Source organism: Streptomyces sp. NPDC051776 (genome assembly GCF_040681345.1).
Taxonomy (GTDB): domain Bacteria; phylum Actinomycetota; class Actinomycetes; order Streptomycetales; family Streptomycetaceae; genus Streptomyces.
Genome location: NZ_JBFAYQ010000046.1, coordinates 1 through 24724 on the forward strand (window position 1 = coordinate 1; position 24724 = coordinate 24724).

Below are 24724 nucleotides of genomic sequence, written 5' to 3' on the forward strand. Positions count from 1 at the left end.
GTCGCCGTCTGCAAGGTCGTCGTCGCCATCGTCGGCATCATCGCGATGATCATCGGCGGGCCCATCCTCGGCGCGATCGTCCTCATCGCCGCCCTCGTCGTCCTGGCCGACACCCTCAACAAATACCTCAACGGCCAAGCCACCCTCTGGGACGTCGCCTTCGCAGCCCTGGACTGCATCCCCGGCATGAAGGGTCTGACCACCCTCGGAGGACTCGCCAAGGGCATGAAGGCACTGAGCATGGGCAAGGTCGGCCTGAAGAGCATGGCTCTCGGAGTCAAGGGGCTGGCCAAAAGCGGCCGCGGCATGCTCGCCGACGGAGCAAAAGGTGCCTACAACCGGCTCAAGAACGTCGTCCGTTCCAAGGGCAGTGACCCTGTCGACATGGCAACGGGAAAGATGTTCCTGCCGCAGACGGACATACAACTTCCGGGGTTGCTTCCCCTGGCCTTCGAGCGTCGTGTGGAGTCGGGATACGCGGCAGGCCAATGGTTCGGTCCTTCCTGGACTTCCACGGTGGACCAGAGACTGGAGATCGATGCCCAAGGTGTCGTCTTCATCACCGAAGATGGGCTGATCCTCGACTATCCGCACCCGGAAGGACCGGACGCCTCGGTCCTCTCCGAGAATGGGCCGCGCTGGCCGCTGTCTCGTAATGAAGACGGCGGTTACTGCATCACCGACGTGGTCGCGGGGCACACCCGTTGGTTCGCGAAACCGTCTGCTGGCATTGCAAGGCTGGACCGCATATCCGACCGCAATGGTCACGAAATCGTGTTCCACTACGAAACGGATGGCGCCCCGACGGCGATACGGCACTCGGGCGGCTACGACCTCAAGCTGACGACAGAGGAAGGCCGGGTCACAGCGCTCGCCCTGGCAGGTGCGGGCGAGGGTGGGTCCGACGTCACGATCAAGCGGTACGGCTACACCGACGGAAACCTCACTGAAGTCTTCAATTCCTCCGACCTGCCCCTCCGGTTCGGATACGACGGACGGCTTCGCATAACGTCGTGGACGGACACCAACGGGCGCCGCTACGAGTACGAGTACGACGAGCGGGACCGCTGTGTCGCCGAAGGAGGCGAGGCCGGCCACATCGCTGTCACCCTCGCCTACGACGGGATCGACTCCGATTGGCCTGACCTCCGGGTCACCTTGCTTACCACTGCCGAAGGGGCCACCAGCCGCTTCGTGATCAACGATGCATGTCAGGTAGTGGCCGAGATCGATGCGTGCGGAGGCGTGACACGCACCGAGTACGACCGCCACCACCACGTCGTTTCCTGGACAGATCCGCTTGGCTGCACCACCCGTTTCGCAAACGACAAGAATGGGCAGCCCCTACTGGTCACTTACCCGGATGGTGGAACCACCCGCTATGCGTATGACGATCTTGCGCGTCCTACCTGTGTGACCCTGGCAGATGGAACCATGTGGCGGCGCGAGTACGATGCGCGCGGAAATTGCACTGCTGTCATAGATGCGTCTGGTGCTGTCCTCCGATACGGCTTCGACGAATCCGGCCGTCTGACCGCCATCACCGACGCACTAGGAAACACCACTCAGGCGCGCTGTGATCGCGCTGGTCTGGTGGTGGAATTGACAGACCCGCTGGGCAATCGCATGGTGGGGCAACGCGACGCATTCGGCCGCATGAGCGTCGTAACCGACCCTATGGGAGCGGTGACACGACGCTACTGGACAGTTGCCGGGAACATAGCCCGCACGCTTGCTCCAGACGGGACCGAGGAGTCTTGGGAGTACGACGGCGAAGGAAACTGTGTACGCCATGAGGGCGCGAACGGCGGCGTCACCACATACGAGTACACCCACTTCGACCTTCTCACAGCCAGGACAGGGCCGGACGGAGCGCGCTATGAGTTCGAGCACGATGCTTCACTGCGTCTCAGGAAGGTCATGGATCCTCGTGGCTTGACCTGGGACTACGAGTACGACCCCGCCGGACGGCTTGTAGCAGAGGTGGACTTTGACGGTCGCCGCATCACCTACCAGCGCAGCGCAACTGGTCGCGTCACGCAACGAACCAATCCACTGGGACAGACCGTTGCCTACGAGTACGACTCGGTGGGTCGGCTCACGTCCAAACATGCTGACGGTGTGAGGACCACATATGAGCACAGCCGGGTAGGCATGATGGTTAGCGCCAAGAACCCGGATTGTGAGGTCAGCTGGGAACGCGACGCGTTGGGTCGTCCTGTTGCTGAGTGGGTGAACGGCCAAAAGCTTTCCTTGGACTATGACGTGACGGGGCGACTCGCGGAGCGAGTCACACCGGCCAACGTTCGTACGTCGTATCGCTATGACGCTGTGGGGCGCCGGGCGGCATTGAACTTCTCCGGTCACACCATCGACTTCACTCGCGACGCTGCGGGGCGTGAGACCCAGCGACTGATTGGAGAATCCCTCACGCTCGCACAGGTCTGGGACCCGGCAGGAAAATTGGCAGCGCGCACTGTGCGTACAGCAGGCGAACTGGTCCAGCATCGTGCGTACTCGTACCGCCCGGATGGTCACCTCCTCGGTGTCGACGATCTCTTGACTGGAGCAACTGACTTCAGCGTTGATGGTGCTGGGCGCGTAACTGCGGTAAGTGCTCGTGACTGGCAGGAGGAATATGCCTATGACCTCTCGGGCAATCAGATCCACGCCGCATGGCCCGGCCGCCACCCCGGAGAGGACGCACAAGGCGATCGCACCTACGACGGTACCCTTCTCACGAAGGCTGGAAGAGTGCGGTACGAGTACGATGCGGCGGGGCGAATCAGCGTGCGCCGGAAGACTCGGTTGTCACGCAAGCCGGACGTTTGGCGTTATTCGTGGGACGCCGAGGATCGGCTGAGGTCTGTGATCACGCCGGATGGAACTGTGTGGCGCTATCGCTACGATCCATTCGGCCGTCGCATCGGAAAACAACGCCTGGCCAGCGATGCTGTAACGGTGACCGAGCAGACGAGCTTCATCTGGGATGGCTCCAATCTGGTCGAGCAAACCACCGAGGGCCCCGGTCTGCTGCATCCGGTAACTCTCACCTGGGACTACGATGGCCTCAGTCCGATTGCGCAAGCCGAGCGTTTGACGGACGCAAGGAACCAAGAAGAAATAGACTCGCGCTTCTTTGCTATCGTCACGGATCTAGTGGGCGCTCCGACCGAGCTCATTGATGAATCGGGTGCGGTGGCATGGCGTGCACGCAAGTCGCTTTGGGGCATTACCGCATGGCAGTCGAGCAACACCGCACATACGCCTCTTCGCTTTCCTGGTCAATATCACGATCCCGAGTCCGGTCTACACTACAACTATCATCGGTACTACGACCCTGAAGCATCGCGCTATGCCAGTCCCGACCCACTCGGGCTCGGGCCGTCACCCAACCCTTCCTCCTATGTGAACAACCCTCATACCTGGAGCGATCCGCTCGGGCTGAGTCCCTACCCCAACACCATGCCCGAGAAATTGGCGGGGGAATTGGCAGATGCAGAGCGTCTGGGGGTCAGGCCAGTGAAGGTGGGTGAGGAAGGGTTCGATGACGCGATCAACTCTGGCAAAGTTAAATGGGCGGTCACCGAACAGGGCGATCTCGTCGTGATGCCCAAGCATGTCAACGGCGTGGAGCTGAAGCATCCGGTCCTCACAGGTGGCCGCCCCGTGCAGACGGCTGGAGAAGCGGATATTGCAGGTGGCGGGGGGCAGTACTTCGGCCTGGAACTCGACAACAACAGTGGCCATTATTTGCCATCTCTGGAGAGTCTGCAGATAGGTAGGGATGCATTTGAACGCGCAGGGATCAGCTTCCTCTGACAATTCCTCGAGCGGAGGGCCGAAACACCCATCCACGGAAGAGCAGTTGCGTCTCCCCCTGGACGCACTGGAGGCGTATCTGGCTGCTCACCCTGATCACGTGCCGTTGCCGAACGCATCCTGGGAGAGGGTCCGTGAGAGAGGAGTTGGGGAGATGCAGGACAGGACCCTTTCTCCGGATCTCCGGATCCGGTGGGCGGGCGTCGCTCTGGTGGCGGTGGAGCGCAAGGGGAAGGCGGGCGGGCTGGATCCGCTGGCATCTCTTGCCGAGGAGACGAGTATCCGCTCGTATGTGATCAGCCGTTTGGGGCGCGTCGACGACGGCTCACCGCGGGACCTCGGGCTCCTGTGTCGCCGGGTCATCGAGGCGCTCGGGCCGGATCGCACGGAGGCGTCGCGTGCCGCGGCTCGATGGAGGCAGGCAGAGCGGGCGGAGATCCTCCGACTGCGGCGGATCAAGAACGTCCTGACGCCTTTGACCTACGTCGTGGGAGAGTTGGAGGAACACGACCCCCTGCGCGCCGAGGTCGACGGCTGGCTGGCGCTGCTGCCTCACCTGCCCTGAGAGGCCCTACCCGCGTCATGTGTGCGGATCGTGGCCAACGGCGCGTTGAGTCACAGGGCTCGCCTGCGACCGAGGGTGCGAGCGCATTCCTTCTGCCAGTAAGGGGCGACCTGCGCCCCCTCACGCCCGCCGCGTCGCCAGTGCCCGCTTGATCCGGGGCGTCAACGGCGTTTCCACGAACCGGTACAGCAGCCACGCCAGCGTCAGCATCGCCGCGATCGTGCCCACCAGCGTCGCGAACGACGGGAGGCCCAGCGTGCGGTGGAGGACGTGGACCGCGACCCAGCCCAGGTGTTCGTGGATCAGGTAGAAGGGGTAGGTCAGGGCGCCAGCGACCGTCAGCCAGCGCCAGTTGGCCCATCGCAGGCGGCCCAGCGCGATCGCGCCCACCGCGACGAAGCCCAGCGTCACCACGGCCGCGATCCCGTACGACGGGCGGTACGAGAAGAACTCGGGGTCCGCCGGGTGCCACAGCCGGCTCACCGCGTAGTGCTGGCCGATCAGCCAGCTCGTCGCGACGATGCCCCAGGCCGTGGTGTCCCGGCGGTCGCGGTGGACGAGGTAGAGGCCGATGCCGCCGGTGAAGAACGGCGCGTACTCGGGCATCAGCACGATGTCGAGCAGCGGGTCGCCGGCCGCCTCCGCGACCACTGCCGCCAGGGTCCAGACGGCGCAGAACAGGACGATTCGCTGCCGGTTCGCGCCCGGGAGAACGACGAACAGGGCGAAGAGGGCGTAGAAGCGGAGTTCCGCCCAGAGGGTCCAGCAGACTCCGAGGACGCGGTCGACGCCCAGCGGTTGCTGCAGCATCGTCAGGTTTACCAGGGCGTCGCTCGGCGAGACCGCCTCGTACGCGACCCAGGGAAGTGCGAAGACCGCCGTCACCAGGATGATCGCGGCCCAGTACGCCGGGAAGAGGCGCGAGACGCGCGAGGCGAAGAACGAGCGGAGCGGGCGACCCCAGCCGCTCATGCAGATGACGAAGCCGCTGATGACGAAGAAGACCTGGACGCCGAGACAGCCGTATGCGAAGAACTGCGAGGCCGTCGGGAACTGAACGTCGGGCGATGTGCCCCAGGCCTCGCCGATCTCGCCGTCGCGGCCGCCGAAGTGGTAGGAGGCGACCATCAGTGCGGCTATCAGGCGCAGCCCGTCGAGGGCGCGGAGGCGGGGAGCGGGGAGCGCGCCCCGTATGCTGCGAGCCCCCGGACTCCTGCCCGGTGCGGCGGCACAGCTCCGGGTGGTGCCACCGGCGGCAACTCCCCGCGCCGATCCTCCCTGTTCGCCTCCCGGGGCCGGGCCCGCTTCGGCGGAATCCGGTGAGCCGGGCCCGACCGCCGGGCGCGTCGTCGTACCGGCCGGGGCGCTCATCCGAACGCCGTCCGCTTCTTCGCGATCCTGCGCTGCACGGCCCGCGCCCTGCGCGCGACCCTGCGCACCGTGGCGTTGCGTGGCAGGAACGCGAGCTGCGACGGGATCGCGCCGGGCAGCGCCAGCGATGTCAGCCGGCGCCGCTTGAAGTAACGCCAGGTGTGCGTGTCGAGGCGGGTGGACAGATACCGCTCGGCGTCCGAGCGCAGGTCCGGGTGGATCTGCGCCTGCATCGCGTACCCCACGGCCCGCAGGAGACCGGTCAGACGGTCCTCGGCCTCCGGGGCGGTCGGTGGCGTCCAGCCCGTGACCGCATCAGGGTCCGTCAGCTCCGGCAGCAGGGCGTCGACAATCGTGACGGGCACGCGGTTGCTGTTCTGGTACGGGGTGAGCCGCTCGAGCAGCACCCCGGTGCCGGTCCGTGCGACCGGCAGGCCGTACAGCGCGGTCGCCGTCAGCAGCGCGGTGGAGAAGCAGCCGGCGACCAGGGCCGGGCGCATCTTCTGGTAGAGGACCTCGGCGAGCAACGGCGCGTCGAGCACGGTCAGTTCGACGCCCAGCTCACCGGCCTCCTTCTCCAGCATCCGCGACCAGCGGGCCGGGGCGGTGGGGTGCGGCTTGAACACCACGCGCCTGTGGCCGAGTCCGGCGGCCCCGCGCAGCATCGTCACATGCAGCCGCTCCTCCTCCTCGCCGGTGAGGATGTCGAGGGCGGAGAGGTACTGGCCCAGCAGCAGAGCCGGGGACTCGATGTCCGGGAGCTCGGCGGCGCCGGAGTCCTCCGCCAGTTCAGCCAGCACCCGGGTGAAGGCGCCGGTGGGCACGATGAGCGGCTCGACCCCGAACTCGGTGAGCAGCAGCGGCCGCAGGCCCGGCACCAGGTCCAGGTGGAGCAGACGGCGGATACGGGTGCCGACCAGCGGGTCGAGTTTGTTGCGCGTCGGGCCGTAGCTCATCAGGCCGTCGGCGTAGACGTCGATGGGCGCTCCCGTGAAGAGCTGGGCGAGCGCGAGGGCGGGATTGACCTGGATGGACTCGACGACCAGCTCGATGTCGTCGTCACCGAGGTTCCACAGCAGCCGCAGATGGCGCTCCCACAACGGGACGTCGTCCATGCGCGGCGACCAGCCGCCGGGGTGGAAGGGGCTGATCGTCTCGTTCCAGGACAGCACGTCGTCGAAGCGGCGGCGGAGCCGCTGGAAGCCCGGCATGGCGTCCAGGGCGGGGGTCGTCTCGGGGGTCGCCGCGTTGTTGCTGACCAGCAGGATGCGCCGGTCGGCCGGGTCGAAGAGGTCCGCGTCGAGGGCGGCGGCGAGTGTGGCGGCTCCGTACAGGGTGGAGGCGAAGAAGATCTGCGTCGTCCTGCCGGACGACAGCCTGCGGGGGGAGGGCTTGGAGGGGGAGGGCATGGGCGAGGACGTTGCGCGGCGGGCGGCAGTCGGCATCATGCGGCCACCTCCGCGCCCACGGGCCGGCGGCGCAGCCGCCGCAGCCGGGACGCGCGTTCGTGGTCCATCGAGTCGAGTGCGTCCTGCAGTACGTCCTGCGGCATGCGCTTCAGCGCGGCCGCGCTCATCGACCGCAACTTGCGTGCCACGGGGGGTTCGAACCTCTCGATGCTGCCCAGATGATGGGAAATGATCGCGCAATAAGTGCGCACCGCTTTTGGAAGAAGTCGGTCCGCATCCGAATCCCGTGCGGTCTCTTCCACGACCTGATCGAAAGCCCGGATGAAATCGAGTTGCCGTACATCCCCGATCTGGGTCAGGGACGATGCGACCCCGCGCCGGTAATGGACACCGAGCAGCCCTACGACCGCAAAGGATTTCGCCTCGCGGTGCAGCCGCCAGATCCAGGGCCGGTCCTCGGCGGTGCGCAGTCCGTCCTTGAAGCGCAGAACTCCTTCGTCGGCCAGGCGCCGGTGGTAGATCCCCGCCCAGGCGTACGCGTAGTCCACCGAGGTGCTGCGGTCGGCGGGCAGGATGGCCGCACGCGGGTCCATGACGACATTGCGGCGCCCGTGCGGGACGCGGTGCACGGAGCGGGCCCGCGCGGTGCACTGCACATGGTCGGTGCGCAGGAAGTCGCACTCCAATTCCTCGATGGCGGCGAGGAGTTCCCGGTAGTAGCCGGGCCGCAGCCAGTCGTCGCCGTCGAGGAACGTCAGGTACTCGCCCCGCGCGGCGTCGATGCCGGTATTGCGCGCGGTGGCGAGCCCTCCGTTCTGCTCGTGCCGTACGACGACGGCTCCCGGGAGTTCGCGCGCGGCCCGGTCCAGGATTTCCGGAGTCTCATCCGCCGAGCAGTCGTCGACGAGAATGAACTCGAAATCCTGTCCGGCGTTCGCGCGCAGACTTCTCAGGGTGTCGGGCGCGTATGTCTGCACGTTGTAGAACGGCACGATGACGGAGAGCTTGACCACTCGCGAGACGGTAGGCGCGTCCCTCGCATTCGTCTTGACCTGTGGTGAGCCTGTGGGTGAACGAAACATGGCGGAACAGTTAACCCGATGCTCCCGCGCCCCGATTCGCCATTCGTCGATGTGCTGTTAACCCTTTGTTGCGCCTGAGTTGGGCCGCGAATCGGAATGGCTTCCTAGCGTCGTCGACGTGCCAGCCAGTAGCAGTCACCGTACGCGGGTAGCCGTGCTCGCCGATTCCGACACGCGATGGAAGTGGGGCGCACTCACCGCACATCGCCTCATATCGGACAGTGCGCTCGACGGCTTCCTCCTGCGCGGCCGCGCGACACCGACCCCCCGCCAGCTCGGCGAGGTGGGCGTGCACGCGGACTCGCTGCGCGAGGTCACCGCCGTCGAGTTCCTGCGGACCACGGGCCGCGAGACGTACGACGTCGTCGTCCTCGCCTGCGTCGGCGGCGCCGTCCAGGCCGTGCTGCACGGTCTCGCCCGCACCTGGGAGGGCCGGACCAAACGCCCCGTCGTCGTCACCGGCTACGTCGGCGTCGTCTACGAGAAGCTGGCCGACGGCCTCCTCCTACGCCACGGCGCCGATCTGGTGCTCGCCAACTCCCGCCACGATGCCGAGCGTTTCCGCTCCGTCTACCGCGGTGTGGGAGCGGACGCCTCGGGCGTCGTCGAGACCGCGCTCCCCTTCCTCGGGGGCGCGCCCTACGACGGACACACCTGCGGCGACCGCCCGTACACCGTCGTCTTCGCCGCCCAGCCCTCCGTGCCCGTCACCCGCGCCGACCGCATGTACCTGCTGCGCCGCGCCGCCGAGCACGCCCGCAAGCACCCCGAGCGCGAGGTGCGGGTCAAGCTGCGCAGCAAGCCCGGCGAGCACACCACGCACATCGAGGAACTGCCGTACCAGAAGCTCGCCGCCAGGATCCCCGGCGGCCTCCCCGCCAACTGCAGCCTCGTCTATGGGCACATGGGCGAGGTGCTGGACCGCACCGACCTGCTGGTCACCGTCAGCTCCACCGCGGCGCTGGAGTCCCTGCACCGCCGCATCCCCACCGCCGTCCTCACCGACCTCGGCGTGCGCGAGGCCCTGGGCAACCACCACTTCCTCGGCTCCGGCTGCCTCGCCTCCTGGGACGACCTGGACGCGGGACACCGCCCCGAGCCCGACGCGCTGTGGCTGAGCCGCCAGGGGGTCGCCGCCGACGGCGGTTACGAGGACGCGTTCACCGTCGCGCGCGAGCGCGTCGCCGCACTGCTCTCCGCCCAGGCCCTGCCGCACCTCGAGCCGTACTACACCTCCGCCACCGCGCCCGGCTATCTGCCCGGCATCCTCGCTCGCCACCACCTCGGCCCCCAGGGCGAGCCCCTGCCCGGGGCAAGCGCCGTGAGCGAGGAGACCGGCGGCGTACGGCGGATCGTGCGCAGCGCCGTACGGGACGTGGCGCGCGGCGCCTACCGGCACGGCGTCCAGCGGGTGGCCCCGGTCATCCGGCGGATGGGGGAGCTGTGACCGACACCGTCCCGGCTGCGCCGACGAAAGCCCCCGAACTCCCCGAAGGAGCCCCGATGCCCCCCACCGTGCTGGCCGTCATCCCCGCGAGAGGCGGGTCGAAGGGCGTGCCCGCCAAGAACCTCGCCGCTGTCGGAGGCGTGCCCATGGTGGTGCGCGCCGTCCGGGAATGCCTGGCGAGCCGGGTCGTCACCGATGTCGTGGTCTCCACCGACGACCCGGGCATCGCCGCCGCGGCGCGCGGCGCCGGCGCCGACGTCGTGCAGCGGCCCGCAGCCATCGCGGGCGACACCGCGACCAGCGAAGCCGCCGTGCTGCACGCCATGGACGCGCACGAGGCGATGCACGGCCGCGCGGTGGACGCCGTGCTGCTCGTCCAGTGCACCAGCCCGTTCCTCGTCCGCGAGGACATCGACGGCGTCGCGGCCGCGATCGTCGAGGGCGGCGCCGACAGCGCGCTGACCGTCGCGCCCTTCCACGGCTTCGTCTGGCGGGACGGCGGCGGCGTGGGCGAGACGGACGCGGCCGGCGGCGCCGGTGCCGACAGCGGCTCCGCCACGGGCATCAACCACGACAAGTCGTACCGTCCGCGCCGCCAGGACCGCCCGCAGGACCTGCTGGAGACCGGAGCCGCGTACGCCATGGACGCGACCGGTTTCCGCGAGGCCGGGCACCGCTTCTTCGGCCGTACCGAGCTCGTACGGACCGACCCCGCGCGCGTGCTGGAGGTCGACGACCCGCACGACCTGGCGCGCGCCCGCGCCCTCGCGCCCCTCCTCGACGCGCCGCGCCCCGGCGCGCTCCCCACCCGCGACGACATCGACGCGGTGGTACTCGACTTCGACGGCACCCAGACCGACGACAGGGTGCTCGTCGACTCCGACGGACGGGAGATGGTCGCCGTGCACCGGGGCGACGGCCTCGGCATCGCGGCGCTGCGCCGCTCCGGGCTGAACATGCTCATCCTGTCCACGGAGCAGAACCCGGTCGTCGCCGCACGGGCACGGAAGCTCCGACTCCCCGTGCTGCACGGCATCGACCGGAAGGACCTCGCACTCAAGCAGTGGTGCGAGGAGCAGGGCATCGCCCCTGAACGCGTGCTCTACGTCGGCAACGACGTGAACGACCTCCCGTGCTTCGGCCTCGTCGGCTGGCCGGTCGCGGTCTCCGGCGCGCACGACGTCGTGCGCGGCGCCGCACGCGCGGTCACCTCCACCCCCGGTGGCAACGGGGCGGTCCGGGAGATCGCCTCTTGGATTCTCGGCCCCTCCCTCTAGAGAAGGATTTGTCTTAGATGAGCACCACCCCGCGCCTTCGCACCTTCGGTGACAAGATCGCCGGACCGGGCCGTCCCGTCTACATCACCGGCGAGATCGGCATCAACCACAACGGCGAGCTGGAGAACGCCTTCAAGCTCATCGACGTGGCCGCCGACGCCGGCTGCGACGCCGTGAAGTTCCAGAAGCGCACCCCGGAGATCTGCACCCCGCGCGACCAGTGGGACATCGAGCGGGACACCCCCTGGGGCCGGATGACGTACATCGACTACCGCCACCGCGTCGAGTTCGGTGAGGACGAGTACCGGCAGATCGACGCGTACTGCAAGGAGAAGGACATCGACTGGTTCGCGTCCCCGTGGGACACGGAGGCCGTCGCCTTCCTCGAGAAGTTCGACATCCCGGCCCACAAGGTCGCCTCGGCCTCGCTCACCGACGACGAGCTGCTGCGCGCACTGCGCTCCACCGGCCGTACGGTCATCCTGTCGACGGGGATGTCGACCCCGAAGCAGATCCGCCACGCGGTCGAGGTCCTGGGCAGCGACAACATCCTTCTCTGCCACGCCACCAGCACGTACCCGGCCAAGGCCGAGGAGCTCAACCTGCGGGTGATCCACACCCTCCAGGCCGAGTACCCGAACGTGCCGATCGGCTACTCCGGCCACGAGACCGGCCTGCAGACCACCCTCGCCGCGGTCGCCCTCGGCGCCGCGTTCGTCGAGCGCCACATCACCCTCGACCGCGCCATGTGGGGATCGGACCAGGCCGCCTCGGTCGAGCCGCAGGGCCTGCAGCGCCTCGTCCGCGACATCCGCACGATCGAGGATTCGCTGGGCGACGGCATCAAGAAGGTCTACGAGAGCGAGCTCGGTCCGATGAAGAAGCTCCGCCGCGTCCCCGGTGTCATCGCCGAGGCCGAGACCGAGATTCGCGAACCGGCCGCGGTCTGATCCGAGGGCGTGGGGATCCGCGCAAGGCATGTGGACGGGGTTCGTCCCCGCCTCCCCAGCCGGTCCGCCCCGCAGCAGCGGGGCGGACCGGCGCGAGAACGCGAGGTGACCGCGGTGAGCGCACCTGTTGGGCCCGTCGACGCGCCACGGCGGGCGGAACCGCACGGACCGGCCGACCGGGGCCGTCGTACGCCGGACGGGCCCCGGGGCCCGGCTCACGCGGCGGAGGAGGCGCGTGTGGCAGCCACCGCACATGCGGCCGGAACGGCGGACGCCGCGGGTACGGCGGGCGGGACGGACGTGGCCCGGGAGCGGCGTACGCCCGTCACCGCCGGACCCCGTACGCCCGTCACCGCCGGACCCCGAACGGCCGGGCCCCGCACGGCCACCGGACCCCGTACGCCCGGCACCGCCGCGCCCCGTACGCCTGCCGGTGGCGACGGGCTCCGGGACCAGCCGGGGGAAGGCGTGCCCGGGAGCCCTGTCCCGGGCAGGCCCGTCCGGGACTCGGGCGGTCATGAGCAGAGCACCGAGGCCCCCGCCTCCCCGGGCTCCCTCCCGCCTGCCCCCGCCTCCGCACTTGCGTGCTCCACGCGTGCCCCGGGCCTACGGGGCGCCGGCGAGACCCTTGCCTTCGTCGAGAGCCCCGTCCAGCTCCTCAACGTCCTGGAGTGGTCGTACGCCGACGCCCGGCGCGCCGCGCCCGAGCAGGCCGGGAGCGACGGTGGTGACCGGGCCACCGGCGACCTGGCCGCCTCCCCCCACCTCGGCACCGTCACGGTCGTCGTCCTCTCCCCGAACGACCCCATGACGCGGGGCCAGCTTCGCCGGATGGCGGAGCTGGCGAGGGACGAGGGGTTCACCGTCCGCTGGGAGGACGCACGCGGCGGGGCCGCCGCACCGTTCCAGACCATCGGTGCCCTGACGCCCGCGCTGCGCCGGGCCCGGCGGATCGTCATCGGCGACCCGTTCTCCCGGTACGTCCAGCTCCTGCTGACCCTGACCGGCGCGCGGGACCTGGTCGTCGTGGACGACGGGACCGCCACCATGGAGTTCGTCTCCCAGCTCGCCCGGGGCGAACGCCTGGTGCGCTGGCACCGCACCGGTCGCGGCCGCGGGGCGCGCGACGCCGTCTTCGCTCCGGTGTCCGCGGTGGCGCGCCGCAGGCTCACGCCCCGCGAGGGCCGCAGGACGGTCGAGGTGTTCAGCTCGATGCCCGTCGAGCCGCCCGCCGGTGTCACCGTCACCGCCAACGACTTCGCCTGGACCCGGGCGCGCTTCGGACCGCCCGCACTCACCCGGGGCGCGGACCTGGTCGGGACCTCGCTGGCCGAGACCGGCGTCGTGGACCTCGACCGCTACATCGACGCGGTGCGCTCCCTCGCCCGTACGCACGGCGCGACGCGCTATTTCGCGCACCGCCGTGAAGGCACCGACAAGCTCAAGCGGCTCTCCGAGGCGGCGGGGCTGGAGATCGTACGGCCCGATCTGCCGCTGGAGCTGATCGCCCGGCGCGGCCCCATCGGGCGGACGGTCCTGAGCTTCCCGTCGACCGTCGTCCACACCCTCCCGCTCGCCCTCGCGGGTACGGAGGTGAAAGTCGCCGTCTGCGACATCGATCCGGCCTGGCTGACCGATACGGCCTCCCCGCGGGCCCACGGCTTCCTGTCCGGGGTCACCGGAACCGCCCGTGACGTGCACCGACTGCCGTCCGTGCCGGTGGCGGCGCCCTGAGGAAGTGAACCTCTCGTCATACCCAACGGCGGGTCCCCTCATGCGGCCCGCTCCATCTTTTTCCGCCCCATCCGGCTGAACTTTTGTTGATCGACGGACAGTTGCCCGGGCGGCAGTCGTATTCTTCAGAGGGTGAACCAACTGATGTCCCCCGAGACCGACGCCGCCCCGTCCGCGCATCCCGAGCTTCCCGGGACGGTCCCGGACGCCCTGCGCTCCGAGCTCATCGCCTTCCGTCGCGATCTGCACATGCACCCCGAGCTGGGCCATCAGGAGTTCCGTACGACCGCCGCCCTCATGGCCCGCCTCGAGCAGGCCGGTCTCGAGCCGCGGGTCCTCTCCGTCGGCACCGGGCTCGTGTGCGACATCGGCACCGAGGGCTGGGACGGCGCTCAGCCGATGCTGGCGCTGCGGGCGGACATCGACGGTCTGCCGATCCCGGACACCAAGACGGTGTCGTACCGCTCGACCGTGCCCGACCGGGCCCACGCCTGTGGGCACGACGTGCACACCACGGCCGTCCTCGGCGCAGGGCTGGTCCTGGCGGAGCTGGCCCGGGAGGGCCGCCTGCCGAACCCGGTCCGGCTGATCTTCCAGCCGGCCGAGGAAGTGCTGCCCGGCGGTGCTCCCGACGCGATCGAGTCGGGCGTGCTGGACGGCGTGGGACGGATCCTCGCCGTCCACTGCGATCCCAAGGTCGAGGTCGGCGTGGTCGGCCTGCGGACGGGCCCGATCACCTCCGCCTGCGACCGCCTCGAGGTGGCGCTGGACGGCCCCGGGGGACACACCGCGCGCCCGCATCTGACCACCGACCTGGTCACGGCCGCCTCGAAGGTCGCCACGGACGTTCCCGCGCTGATCAACCGCCGTATCGACGCCCGTTCGGGCCTGGCCGTCACCTGGGGCCGTATCCAGGCAGGTCACGCCTGCAATGTCATCCCGCAGCACGCCGAGCTCTCCGGCACCGTGCGCTGCCTCGACCTTCCGGCCTGGCGCGCCGCCCCCGACCTGGTGCACGCCGCCATCGACGAGGTTGCGACCCTGCACAGGGCCAAGTCGCAGATCAACTACATTCGCGGCGTCCCGCCGGTGGTCAACGAGCCGGGCAGCACCGAGCTGCTGCGCGACGCGATGGCCGTCCGGCGGGGCCCGTACGCGGTCGAGGACACCGAGCAGAGCCTCGGTGGCGAGGACTTCTCCTGGTATCTGGAGCATGTGCCCGGTGCGATGGCCCGGCTCGGTGTGCGTCCCGTCGGGGACACCACCCGGAGGGACCTGCATTGCGGCGATTTCGACGTGGACGAGGAAGCGATCACGGTCGGTGTGGAGCTTTTCACGGCGGCCGCGCTCCTCGACGGCCACCGTCCGTAGGCATTTTCACCGTCCGTAGGTGTTTCGTCGGTGTGCTTCGCGTCGAATCGATAACGGCTTCGAACCAGACCTTTATCTGACATCTACGCGCGTTACGATGCCGCGAACCAGCGCCGGTCAGTGCGCATCCAGCAAGTGAAGGGGTGCCGTCTTGCGACGGATAGCCAAGATCGCTGCCGCGAGCATCGCAACCGCGGCACTCGCATTCACCGCCGCCGGGTGCGGCGAGTCGTCCACCGAGGACGACGCGGGCAAGAACAAGGGCGTCGGCCTTGCTTTCGACGTCGGTGGCCGTGATGACCACTCGTTCAACGAATCCGCAGCCCGCGGTGTCGACAAGGCCCAGAAGGAACTCGGCGTCAAGTCGAAGATGCTGACGGCCAAGAACAACGAGACCGAGGCCGACCGTGAGCAGCGGCTGACCTCGCTCGCCGAGGCGGGCTACAACCCGGTCATCGGCGTGGGCTTCAACTACGGAAAGTCGATCACGAAGGTCGCCAAGGAGTTCCCGAAGACCACGTTCGCGGTCGTCGACTCCGTCTCACCGGGCAAGAACGTCGACTCGATCGTCTTCTCCGAGCACGAGGGCTCGTACCTCGCCGGTGTCGCCGCCGCGCTGAAGACGAAGACCAACAAGGTCGGCTTCATCGGCGGTGTGAACAACGCGCTTATCCAGAAGTTCCAGGCCGGTTTCGAGCAGGGCGTCAAGGACACCAAGAAGGATGTCAAGGTCAGCTCGGAGTACCTGTACGCCAACAACGACAAGGGCTTCAACGACCCGGCCGCGGCCAACTCCAAGGCCAAGGGCATGCTCGACCGGAACATCGACGTGATCTACACCGCTGCCGGCCAGTCCGGTGCGGGTTCCATCGAGGCGATCAACGCCAAGAAGGGCACCTGGGCGATCGGCGTCGACTCCGATCAGTACCAACAGCCCGGTCTGGCCAAGTACAAGGACTCGATCATGACCTCGGTCGTCAAGAACGTCGACGTGGCCGTGTTCGATGTGATCAAGAGCGTCAAGGACGGCAAGCCGCTCACCGGCACCAACGCCTACCCGCTCTCCAAGGACGGCGTGAGCCTGGCCACGTCCGGCGGCTACATCGACGACATACAGAGCAAGATCGACGCCGCGAAGAAGAAGATCGTCGGCGGCGACGTCAAGGTCAACGAAAGCCCCTGATCCCAGGTCTGCTCTGACCGGTCCCACGGGCTCGGCAGAGGGGAAACGCCTCTCTGCCGAGCCCGCACCCTCGCCCCGAACACTACGCGCGTAGCGCGCCGTATTCGCGATACCGTCGCCTTCCCGCCCTCCCAAGAACACGGCTCCTTCCCTCGAGGAGAGTGCGCCATCAAAGCGTCCAGCAGCAGCACCCCGGCAGAGAGCGCCCCTGCCGTAGAACTTCAAGGGATCACCAAGCGGTTCCCCGGAGTTGTGGCCAACCACGACATCGACATCACCGTCAGACGAGGCACCGTGCACGCCCTCGTGGGTGAGAACGGCGCCGGCAAGTCCACCCTGATGAAGATCCTTTACGGCATGCAGAAGCCGGACGAGGGCACGATCACGGTCGACGGCGAGAAGGTCACTTTCCACAGCCCGGCCGACGCCATCGCGCGCGGAATCGGCATGGTCCACCAGCACTTCATGCTGGCCGACAACCTCACGGTGCTCGAGAACGTCGTCCTCGGCGCCGAGAAGCTGTATGGCATCGGCGCCAAGGCGCGCGCGAAGGTCATGGAGATCTCCGACGCGTACGGGCTGAACGTCCGCCCCGATGTGCTCGTGGAAGACCTCGGCGTAGCCGACCGCCAGCGCGTGGAGATCCTCAAGGTCCTCTACCGCGGCGCCCGGACGCTCATCCTCGACGAGCCCACCGCCGTCCTCGTCCCCCAGGAGGTCGATGCGCTCTTCGACAACCTGCGGGAGCTGAAGGAAGAGGGCCTCACGGTCATCTTCATCTCCCACAAGCTGGGCGAGGTCCTGTCCGTCGCCGACGAGATCACCGTCATCCGGCGCGGCACGACGGTTGCCTCCGTGCATCCCTCCGACGTGACGCCCAAGCAGCTGGCCGAGTTGATGGTCGGCACCGAGCTGCCCTCGCCGGAGACGCGGGAGTCCACGGTCACCGACATCGCGATGCTCAAGGTCTCCGACCTGCACCTGTCGGCCACCGACGCCGACGGTGCCGTACGCGCCGTCCTCTCCGGCATCAGCCTCACCATCCACAAGGGCGAAGTGCTGGGCATCGCCGGTGTCGAGGGCAACGGCCAGGCCGAGCTGGTCGAGGCGGTCATGGGCATCCGCGATCCCGACGGCGGTGTCATCACGCTCGACGGGGTCGACATCTCGCACGCGCCGACGCGCAAGCGCCGCGAGGACGGCATCGGGTTCATCCCCGAGGACCGGCACCGCCACGGGCTGCTGCTGGAGGCCCCGTTGTGGGAGAACCGCATCCTCGGCCATGTCACGGAGCGCCCCAACAGCAAGGGCTCACTGCTCGACCTCAAGGGCGCCCGCGCCGACACCAGGCGCATCGTGAAGGAATACGACGTCAGGACCCCCGGCATCGAGGTCACCGCGGCCTCTCTGTCCGGCGGCAACCAGCAGAAGCTGATCGTCGGCCGCGAGATGAGCCACCATCCGAAGCTGCTGATCGCCGCGCACCCGACGCGCGGTGTGGACGTCGGTGCGCAGGCGCAGATCTGGGACCAGATCCGAGAGGCGCGCCACGAGGGCCTGGCGGTGCTGCTGATCTCCGCCGACCTCGACGAGCTCATCGGGCTCTCGGACAGCCTGCGGGTCATGTACCGCGGCCGCCTGGTCGCGGACGCGGACCCCGCCACCATCACCCCGGAGGAGTTGGGTTCGGCCATGACCGGCGCCGCCCGCGGCCACCTCGAGCACCACGAGGACGAGGGGGGCGAGAAGTGAAGCTGAAGTTCGACAAGGACCGGCTGATCCTCGGGCTCGCCGCGCCCGTCCTCGCGATCGTCGCCGCGCTCGTCATCACCTCGCTGATCCTCGTCGCGGACGGCGACGACCCGGTCCACGCGTTCCAGGTGATGGTCGACTACGGGTCGAAGAGCGACAGCCAGGTCTGGATCATCAACAAGGCGATCCCGTACTACCTGTCCGCGGTCGCCGTCGCCATCGGCTTCCGGATGAACTTGTTCAACATCGGTGTCGACGGGCAGTACCGCATCGCGGCCTTCTTCGCCGCGGTCGTCGGCGGCGCGCTGACCCTGCCGGGCTTCATCCAGATCCCGGTCATCATCATCGTCGCGATGCTGGTCGGCGCCGTCTGGTCCGGTATCGCGGGTCTGCTGAAGACCACTCGCGGGGTCAGCGAGGTGATCAGCACGATCATGCTGAACGCGATCGCCGCCTCGGTCATCGGCTACTTCCTGGCCGCCTCCCGTCTCGGCGAGCGCGAGGGCAACCTGATCCACACGCCCAACCTCCCCGAGTCCAGCCACTTCTTCACGATCCCGACCGATCCCGACCCCGTCGACGGCTTCATCGTCGTCGCGGTGCTCGTGGGCTTCCTCTACTGGTTCGGGCTCAGCCGCACCCGCTTCGGCTTCGACCTCCGCGCCGTCGGCCAGTCCGAGTCGGCCGCCGAGGCGAGCGGTGTCAGCGTCAAACGCATGGTCGTCACCAGCATGGTGCTCTCCGGTGTCGTCGCCGGACTCGTCGGCATGCCGACCCTGCTCGGCGTCTCGTACAACTACGGCACCGATTTCCCCGCCGGTATCGGCTTCACGGGCATCGCCATCGCCCTGCTCGGCCGCAACCACCCGGTCGGCATGGCGCTCGGCGCGCTGCTCTGGGGCTTCCTCGAGCGCACCGGCAGTCAGCTCGAGTTCGAGGGCTACGCCCAGGAGATCGTCGGCGTGATCCAGGGCGTGATCGTGCTCTGCGTGGTCATCGCCTACGAGGTGGTGCGCCGCTACGGGCTCAAGAGCCAGCAGCGCAAGGTCGGCGCCCAGCTCGCCGCCCAGGCCCGTAAGAACGACAACGCGGAGGTGTCCGCATGAGCGCGACCACGGCAAAGGTGCCCGCGCGCGAGCCCGCCGGAAAGAAGCAGGACGGGGGCAGGAAGCTCACCTACCCCGTGGTCCTGCTGATCGTCGCGGGCGTCCTCCTCGCGCTCTCCGCACTGCGCGCCCTCACCGGAGCGGGTGACCTCACCTCCAGCGGCCAGTACAGCGGCGCGCTCGCCGCGGCCGTGCCGATCGGCCTGGCCGGTCTCGGCGGTCTGTGGTCGGAGCGGGCCGGTGTCATCAACATCGGCCTCGAGGGGATGATGATCCTCGGCACCTTCGGCGCGGGCTGGGCCGGCTGGCAGTACGGGCCCTGGTGGGCGGTCGTCGCGGGCGTCGTGGGCGGTCTGCTCGGCGGGCTGGTCCACGCGGTCGCGACCGTCACCTTCGGTGTGGACCACATCATCTCCGGTGTGGCCGTCAACATCCTGGCGCTGGGCTTCGCGCAGTACCTGGCGAAGCTGCTGTTCGGCGCCGAGGGCAGCGGGGCCGCGCAGGCGGGCGGCAACGACAAGCAGTCCCCGCCGATGGAGTCGCTGGGCACCTTCAACATCCCTGGTCTTTCCGGGTGGTTGGGCTCGATCGAGAACCACAACTGGTTCTTCGTCTCCGACATCGCGGGCATCCTCCGCGGTCTGGTGACGGACGTGTCCTGGCTGACGCTGCTCGCCGTGGGCCTGTTCTTCGCGACCTTCTACGTGCTGTGGCGGTCGGCCTTCGGCCTGCGCCTGCGGTCCTGCGGTGAGAGCCCGGTCGCCGCCGAGTCCCTCGGCGTCAACGTCTACAGGTACAAGTACGCGGCCGTGCTCGTCTCCGGCGGCCTTGCCGGGCTCGGCGGCGCGTTCCTCGCGGTCGTCTCCTCGCACTTCTACCAGGACGGCCAGACCGGCGGCCGCGGCTACATCGGTCTCGCCACGATGATCTTCGGCAACTGGCGGCCGGGCGGAGTCGCCATGGGCGCCGGCCTGTTCGGCTTCACCGACAGCCTCCAGCTCCGCGGCGGCGGCGAGACCGTGCACGGTCTGCTGCTGCTCCTGGCCGCGCTGCTGGTCGCCCTCATGGTGTGGGGTCTGCGCTCGGGCCGGCTGCGGCAGGCGCTGACCGCGGGCGGTATCGCGGTGCTGCTGACGGCCTGGTACTTCTTCACCGACACTGTGCCGACGGAGGTCGTCGACGCGACCCCGTACGTCGCCACGCTGCTCGTGCTCTCACTGGCCGCGCAGCGCCTGCGCGTCCCGAAAGCCATCGGCAGGCCGTACCGGAAGGGTCAGGGCAAGTGAATCAGTCCTCCTACGACTGGGAAGCCCTGCGGACGCGGGCCCGGGACCTCATGTCCCGGGCCTACGCCCCGTACTCGGGCTTCACCGTGGGCGCCGCGGCGTACGTCGACGACGGCCGTATGGTCAGCGGCTGCAATGTGGAGAACGCCTCGTACGGGGTGGCGCTGTGCGCCGAGTGCGGCCTGATCTCCGAACTGGTCGCGACCGGGGGCGGCCGGTTGACCGCCTTCACCTGTGTCGACCCCGACGGGGACCTGCTGATGCCGTGCGGCCGCTGCCGCCAGCTCCTGTGGGAGCACGGCGGCCCGCAGCTCCTCATCGACTCCGACTCCGGGCCGCGTCCGCTGAGTGACCTGCTGCCCTACGCGTTCGGCCTGGCGGACCTCAAGCGCCAACGAAGGAACATGTGATGGAACCCCTGATGGACGCCATCTCGGTGATCCGTACCAAGCGCGACAGCGGCCGTCTGACGGACGCGCAGATCGACTGGGTCATCGATGCGTACACGCGTGGCGAGGTCGCCGACGAGCAGATGTCCGCGCTTGCCATGGCCATCCTGCTCAACGGCATGGACCGGGCCGAGATCGCCCACTGGACCGCCGCGATGATCGCGAGCGGTGAGCGCATGGACTTCTCGTCCCTGCCGCGCCCGACCGCCGACAAGCACTCGACGGGCGGCGTCGGCGACAAGATCACCCTGCCGCTCGCCCCGCTGGTCGCCGCCTGCGGAGCGGCCGTTCCGCAACTCTCCGGCCGCGGACTCGGCCACACCGGGGGAACGCTCGACAAGCTGGAGTCCATCCCCGGCTGGCGGGCGCAGCTGTCGGGCGAGGAGATGCTCGACGTCCTCCGCTCCACCGGCGCCGTCATCTGCGCGGCGGGGGACGGTCTCGCGCCCGCGGACAAGAAGCTCTACGCCCTTCGCGACGTCACCGGCACGGTCGAGGCCATTCCGCTCATCGCCTCCTCGATCATGTCCAAGAAGATCGCGGAGGGTACGGGTTCGCTGGTGCTGGACGTAAAGGTCGGCTCCGGCGCCTTCATGAAGAACATCGACCACGCCCGCGAACTGGCCTCCACCATGGTCGGCCTCGGCACCGACCACGGCGTGAAGACCGTCGCCCTGCTCACCGACATGTCGACCCCCCTCGGCCGCACCGCAGGCAACGCCCTGGAGGTCCGCGAATCCGTGGAGGTCCTGGCGGGCGGCGGCCCGGCGGACGTCGTCGAGCTCACCCTCGCCCTCGCCCGAGAGATGCTCGACGCTGCCGGCCTGCCAGACGCCGATCCGGCGAAGGCACTGGCGGACGGCTCGGCGATGGACGTCTGGCGCCGCATGATCGCGGCCCAGGGCGGCGACCCGGACGCGACCCTGCCGGCCGCCCGCGAGCAGCATGTGGTCACCGCGTCCGAGTCCGGCCGCTTGGCCGCCCTCGATGCGTACGCGGTGGGCCTGGCGGCCTGGCGCCTCGGCGCGGGCCGCGCCCGCAAGGAGGACCCGGTGCAGGCGGGCGCGGGCGTGGAGATCCACGCCAAGCCGGGCGACCCGGTGGCGGCGGGCCGGCCGCTGCTGACCCTCCACACCGACACCCCGGAGAAGTTCGCCTACGCCTTGGAGGCCCTGGAGGGCGGCGTGCTGGTGGCCCCGGCGGACGCGGCGTTCGAGCCCACCCCGGTCGTGCTGGACCGCCTGGCCTGACCTGCGATTTCCCCGTACGGGTAGACGGGACCGGTGGCCCCCCGCCGGTCACGTTCGGCAGCAAACACACATCCAGCGTGCGCAAGGCCGACCGCCGAATTCGGCGGTCGGCCTTGCGTGTTCTCCGTGAGGCCCGCGGACCACTACCGCGCCGGGGCCGGGCCGGCGCAGCCGTTCGACGGGTGCGCGGCACGGGCGCGACGCTCGGCCAGCGCCTTGCGCGTCGCGTAGATCGTGATGCCCGCCGCCGTGAGGACGGCCACCAGGCCGAGGAGGACCGTGCCCTCCCAGCCCGCCGTGCGGAAGGCGAGCGCGCCCAGCGCACCGCCCGCGCTGCTGCCCAGGTAGTACGCCGACTGGTACAACGCCGACGCCTGCGCGCGCCCCGACTTCGCCGCCCGGCTCACGGACGAGGACGCCACCGCGTGGCCCGCGAAGAAGCCGGCGGTGATGAGCACCAGTCCGGTGAGGACCGCGGCGAGCGTGCCGGACAGACTCAGCAGCAGGCCGGCGGCCGTCGTGCTGACCGCGGCGTACAGCGCGCCGCGCCGGCCCAGACGGCCCACGAGGCGTCCGGCCGCGGCCGAGGAGACCGTGCCGACGAGGTAGACGAGGAAGACCGAACCGACCACGCCCTGGGGGAGGTTGAACGGTTCTCCCACCAGGCGGTAGCCGATCACGGTGTAGACAGCGCCGAAGACGGTCATGAACAGCGCGCCGATCGCGTACAGCCGGCACAGCAGTGGGTCGGACAGATGGCCGCGGACCGTACGGGCCAACGCCCGCGGGCTGACCGTTGACGGCGTGAAGTGCCGCGACTTCGGCAGCAGCAGCCGGAAGGCCACCGTGCAGATCACCGCCAGCAGACCGACCGCCGCGAGCGCCGCCCGCCAGTCCGAGATCTGCGCCACCCAGCCGGTGACGATCCGGCCGGACATGCCGCCGATGCTGTTGCCCGCCACGAACAGTCCGATCGCGCCGACGAGCGCCTTCGCACGCACCTCCTCCGCCATGTACGCCATCGCGGACGCGGGGATCCCGGCGAGCGCGACGCCCTGGACCGTGCGCAGGGCGACCAGTGTGCCGAGGTCCGGCGCGAAGGGCACGATCAGCGAGACGACCGCGGCCACGGTGAGCGAGGCGGTCATCATCGCCTGCCGCCCGAACCGCTCGGACAGCGCGCTGAGCGGCAGCACGGCCAGCGCCAGGGCGGCCGTCGGGGCGGAGACGGTCCAGCTCGCCGCGTCCGGCGTCACGCCGAATCCGGCGGAGATGGCGGGCAGCAGAGCCTGGGTGGAGTAGAGGAGCGCGAAGGTGGCGACTCCCGCCGCGAACAGGGCGGCGTTCATCCGGCGATAGCCGGGGCCGCCGGGACGCAGCTTGGTGGCTTCGGAGTTCGGTTCTTCGTGAGGGGACAGGGCTGGGGAGGCGCCCACGCGGGTGGTGGACGCCCTGGTATGTGCAGGAGGCATGTCTTCAACGTACGGACCCCCGCCTCATGCGTCCAATGCATGAAGTCGTCATAATCGTTCCCATGGTGCATGAACGCAGTTCAGAGCCGCGCGTGTCACGGAACAGCAACCAAGAAGACATCCAGGCAACAGATGAGTCCGGGACGGCGGAACTCGCCCCGGACTCGTGGTCCGCCCTGCTCGCGCCCCGCCTCGCGCAGTTCGCGGGGGTCGCGCGGTACGAGCACGTGACCCGCGCCGCACAGCGCATGGCCGTGCCCCAGTCGACGCTCAGCCGGGCCATGGTCCGGCTCGAACAGGACCTGGGCGTGACCCTGTTCGCCCGGCACGGCCGTACGCTCTCGCTCACGCCCGCCGGCCGCTCGTTCCTCGGCTCGGTCGAACGCGCGCTGGCGGAAGTCGAGCGCGCCGCCGAATCCGTACGGGAGGACGCCGACCCGGCCGCGGGCAAGGTCGCCTTCGGCTTCCTCCACACCCTCGGCTTCGAGACCGTACCCGGCCTGCTGCGCACCTTCCGTGCCCAGCACCCCCGCGTCCGCTTCCAACTCGTCCAGAACTACGGCGAGGCCATGCTCGCCCGTATGCGCGCGGGCGGCCTCGACCTGTGCCTGACGTCCCCGATCCCGGACGACCCCGACCTGGTGGCCCGGCGCCTGGACGAGCAGAAGCTGCGCCTGGTCGTCCCCGACGACCACCGCCTCGCCTCGCGCCGTCGCATCCGCCTTGCCGAGGCGGCGGACGAGGCGTTCGTCACCCTGGAACCGGGCTACGGCATGCGGCGGATCACCGACGCGCTGTGCGCGGAGGCCGGGTTCACCCCGCGGATCGCGTTCGAGGGCGAGGAGGCGGAGACGCTGCGCGGACTGGTGGCGGCCGGTCTCGGGGTGGCTCTCCTGCCACCACCGGCCGTACCGCGACCGGGAGTTGCGGAGCTGACGGTCACCGCGCCGCGCGCGGTGCGGGAGATCGGCGTCGCCTGGCTCGCGGGGCGCCCGGACACACCGCCGGTAGCGGCCTTCAAGCGCTTCCTGCTCTCCCGGCGCGGTCAACTGATTCCGCGCTGAGGCGGACCGGGCGTGCGACCGAGGGCCCGGTCCCCGGCCCGCTCCGGCCGGGAATCGGAGCCTTCGCTCGAAGGCCGCTCGGGGTACGGCACCGGCGATGCGCTGGGGGCCGGGCCGAGGGCACCCAGCGGACT

18 protein-coding genes are annotated in these 24724 nt (G+C 69.4%); 14 read left to right on the forward strand and 4 right to left on the reverse strand.

Annotated features, from left to right (window positions below; genetic code table 11):
• The first annotated feature begins 45 nt into the window (after positions 1-45).
• On the forward strand, positions 46-3822 hold the full coding sequence (locus tag AB0M26_RS26430; RefSeq protein ID WP_365264640.1) for a DUF6531 domain-containing protein: 3777 nt from the start codon (positions 46-48) through the stop codon (positions 3820-3822).
• A 154-nt stretch (positions 3823-3976) separates the two neighbouring features.
• Positions 3977-4387, forward strand: coding sequence for a hypothetical protein (locus AB0M26_RS26435; protein WP_365264643.1), 411 nt, complete (start codon positions 3977-3979; stop codon positions 4385-4387).
• Positions 4388-4507: 120 nt separating this feature from the next.
• Here the strand turns inward: AB0M26_RS26435 and AB0M26_RS26440 are convergent, their stop codons facing one another.
• From AB0M26_RS26440 to AB0M26_RS26450, 3 genes are read right to left on the reverse strand one after another with little or no spacing between them, the layout of a single operon-like run.
• On the reverse strand, positions 4508-5758 hold the full coding sequence (locus AB0M26_RS26440) for an acyltransferase (RefSeq protein ID WP_365264645.1): 1251 nt from the start codon (positions 5756-5758) through the stop codon (positions 4508-4510).
• Positions 5755-7167 (reverse strand): polysialyltransferase family glycosyltransferase, encoded by a 1413-nt coding sequence (locus AB0M26_RS26445; protein WP_365264727.1) that lies wholly within the window; start codon positions 7165-7167, stop codon positions 5755-5757. Before AB0M26_RS26445 ends, AB0M26_RS26440 begins: the two co-directional genes overlap by 4 nt.
• A gap of 35 nt (positions 7168-7202) precedes the next feature.
• The gene (locus tag AB0M26_RS26450) at positions 7203-8180 is read right to left on the reverse strand and encodes a glycosyltransferase family 2 protein (RefSeq protein ID WP_365264647.1); all 978 of its coding nucleotides are present in this window, start codon (positions 8178-8180) and stop codon (positions 7203-7205) included.
• 187 nt (positions 8181-8367) lie between these two features.
• Between AB0M26_RS26450 and AB0M26_RS26455 the strand changes: the two genes are divergently transcribed.
• The 11 genes from AB0M26_RS26455 (at position 8368) to AB0M26_RS26505 (ending at position 22054) form a co-directional block, all read left to right on the forward strand.
• Entirely contained in the window at positions 8368-9696 is a 1329-nt protein-coding gene (locus AB0M26_RS26455) for a DUF6716 putative glycosyltransferase (protein WP_365264649.1), read from the forward strand.
• A 56-nt stretch (positions 9697-9752) separates the two neighbouring features.
• A complete protein-coding gene (locus AB0M26_RS26460; RefSeq protein WP_365264651.1) occupies positions 9753-10973 on the forward strand; it encodes an acylneuraminate cytidylyltransferase in 1221 nt (406 codons plus the stop codon).
• Positions 10974-10990: 17 nt separating this feature from the next.
• Positions 10991-11923: an N-acetylneuraminate synthase family protein gene (locus AB0M26_RS26465; protein WP_365264654.1), complete on the forward strand. Its 933-nt coding sequence runs from the start codon at positions 10991-10993 to the stop codon at positions 11921-11923.
• A 468-nt stretch (positions 11924-12391) separates the two neighbouring features.
• Positions 12392-13657 carry a hypothetical protein gene (locus AB0M26_RS26470; protein WP_365264730.1) on the forward strand — a complete coding sequence of 422 codons (1266 nt, stop codon included), beginning with the start codon at positions 12392-12394 and terminating at the stop codon, positions 13655-13657.
• Positions 13658-13801: 144 nt separating this feature from the next.
• Positions 13802-15028, forward strand: a complete 1227-nt coding sequence (locus AB0M26_RS26475; RefSeq protein ID WP_365264733.1) for an amidohydrolase — start codon at positions 13802-13804, stop codon at positions 15026-15028.
• 151 nt (positions 15029-15179) lie between these two features.
• Positions 15180-16211 (forward strand): BMP family ABC transporter substrate-binding protein, encoded by a 1032-nt coding sequence (locus tag AB0M26_RS26480; RefSeq protein WP_365264655.1) that lies wholly within the window; start codon positions 15180-15182, stop codon positions 16209-16211.
• Between the two features lie 168 nt (positions 16212-16379).
• Entirely contained in the window at positions 16380-17963 is a 1584-nt protein-coding gene (locus AB0M26_RS26485) for an ABC transporter ATP-binding protein (protein ID WP_365264735.1), read from the forward strand.
• Positions 17960-19069 carry an ABC transporter permease gene (locus AB0M26_RS26490; RefSeq protein ID WP_365264658.1) on the forward strand — a complete coding sequence of 370 codons (1110 nt, stop codon included), beginning with the start codon at positions 17960-17962 and terminating at the stop codon, positions 19067-19069. The genes AB0M26_RS26485 and AB0M26_RS26490 overlap by 4 nt, the downstream gene beginning before the upstream one ends.
• Entirely contained in the window at positions 19066-20355 is a 1290-nt protein-coding gene (locus AB0M26_RS26495) for an ABC transporter permease (RefSeq protein WP_365264660.1), read from the forward strand. The genes AB0M26_RS26490 and AB0M26_RS26495 overlap by 4 nt, the downstream gene beginning before the upstream one ends.
• On the forward strand, positions 20352-20765 hold the full coding sequence (locus AB0M26_RS26500) for a cytidine deaminase (RefSeq protein WP_365264662.1): 414 nt from the start codon (positions 20352-20354) through the stop codon (positions 20763-20765). The genes AB0M26_RS26495 and AB0M26_RS26500 overlap by 4 nt, the downstream gene beginning before the upstream one ends.
• Before the next feature lie 11 nt (positions 20766-20776).
• A complete protein-coding gene (locus AB0M26_RS26505) occupies positions 20777-22054 on the forward strand; it encodes a thymidine phosphorylase (protein ID WP_365264737.1) in 1278 nt (425 codons plus the stop codon).
• Between the two features lie 143 nt (positions 22055-22197).
• On the opposite strand, the gene AB0M26_RS26510 is transcribed toward AB0M26_RS26505, so the two are convergent.
• Positions 22198-23526 (reverse strand): MFS transporter, encoded by a 1329-nt coding sequence (locus tag AB0M26_RS26510; RefSeq protein ID WP_365264664.1) that lies wholly within the window; start codon positions 23524-23526, stop codon positions 22198-22200.
• A 62-nt stretch (positions 23527-23588) separates the two neighbouring features.
• Between AB0M26_RS26510 and AB0M26_RS26515 the strand changes: the two genes are divergently transcribed.
• Entirely contained in the window at positions 23589-24590 is a 1002-nt protein-coding gene (locus AB0M26_RS26515; RefSeq protein ID WP_365264667.1) for a LysR family transcriptional regulator, read from the forward strand.
• Positions 24591-24724 lie beyond the last annotated feature (134 nt).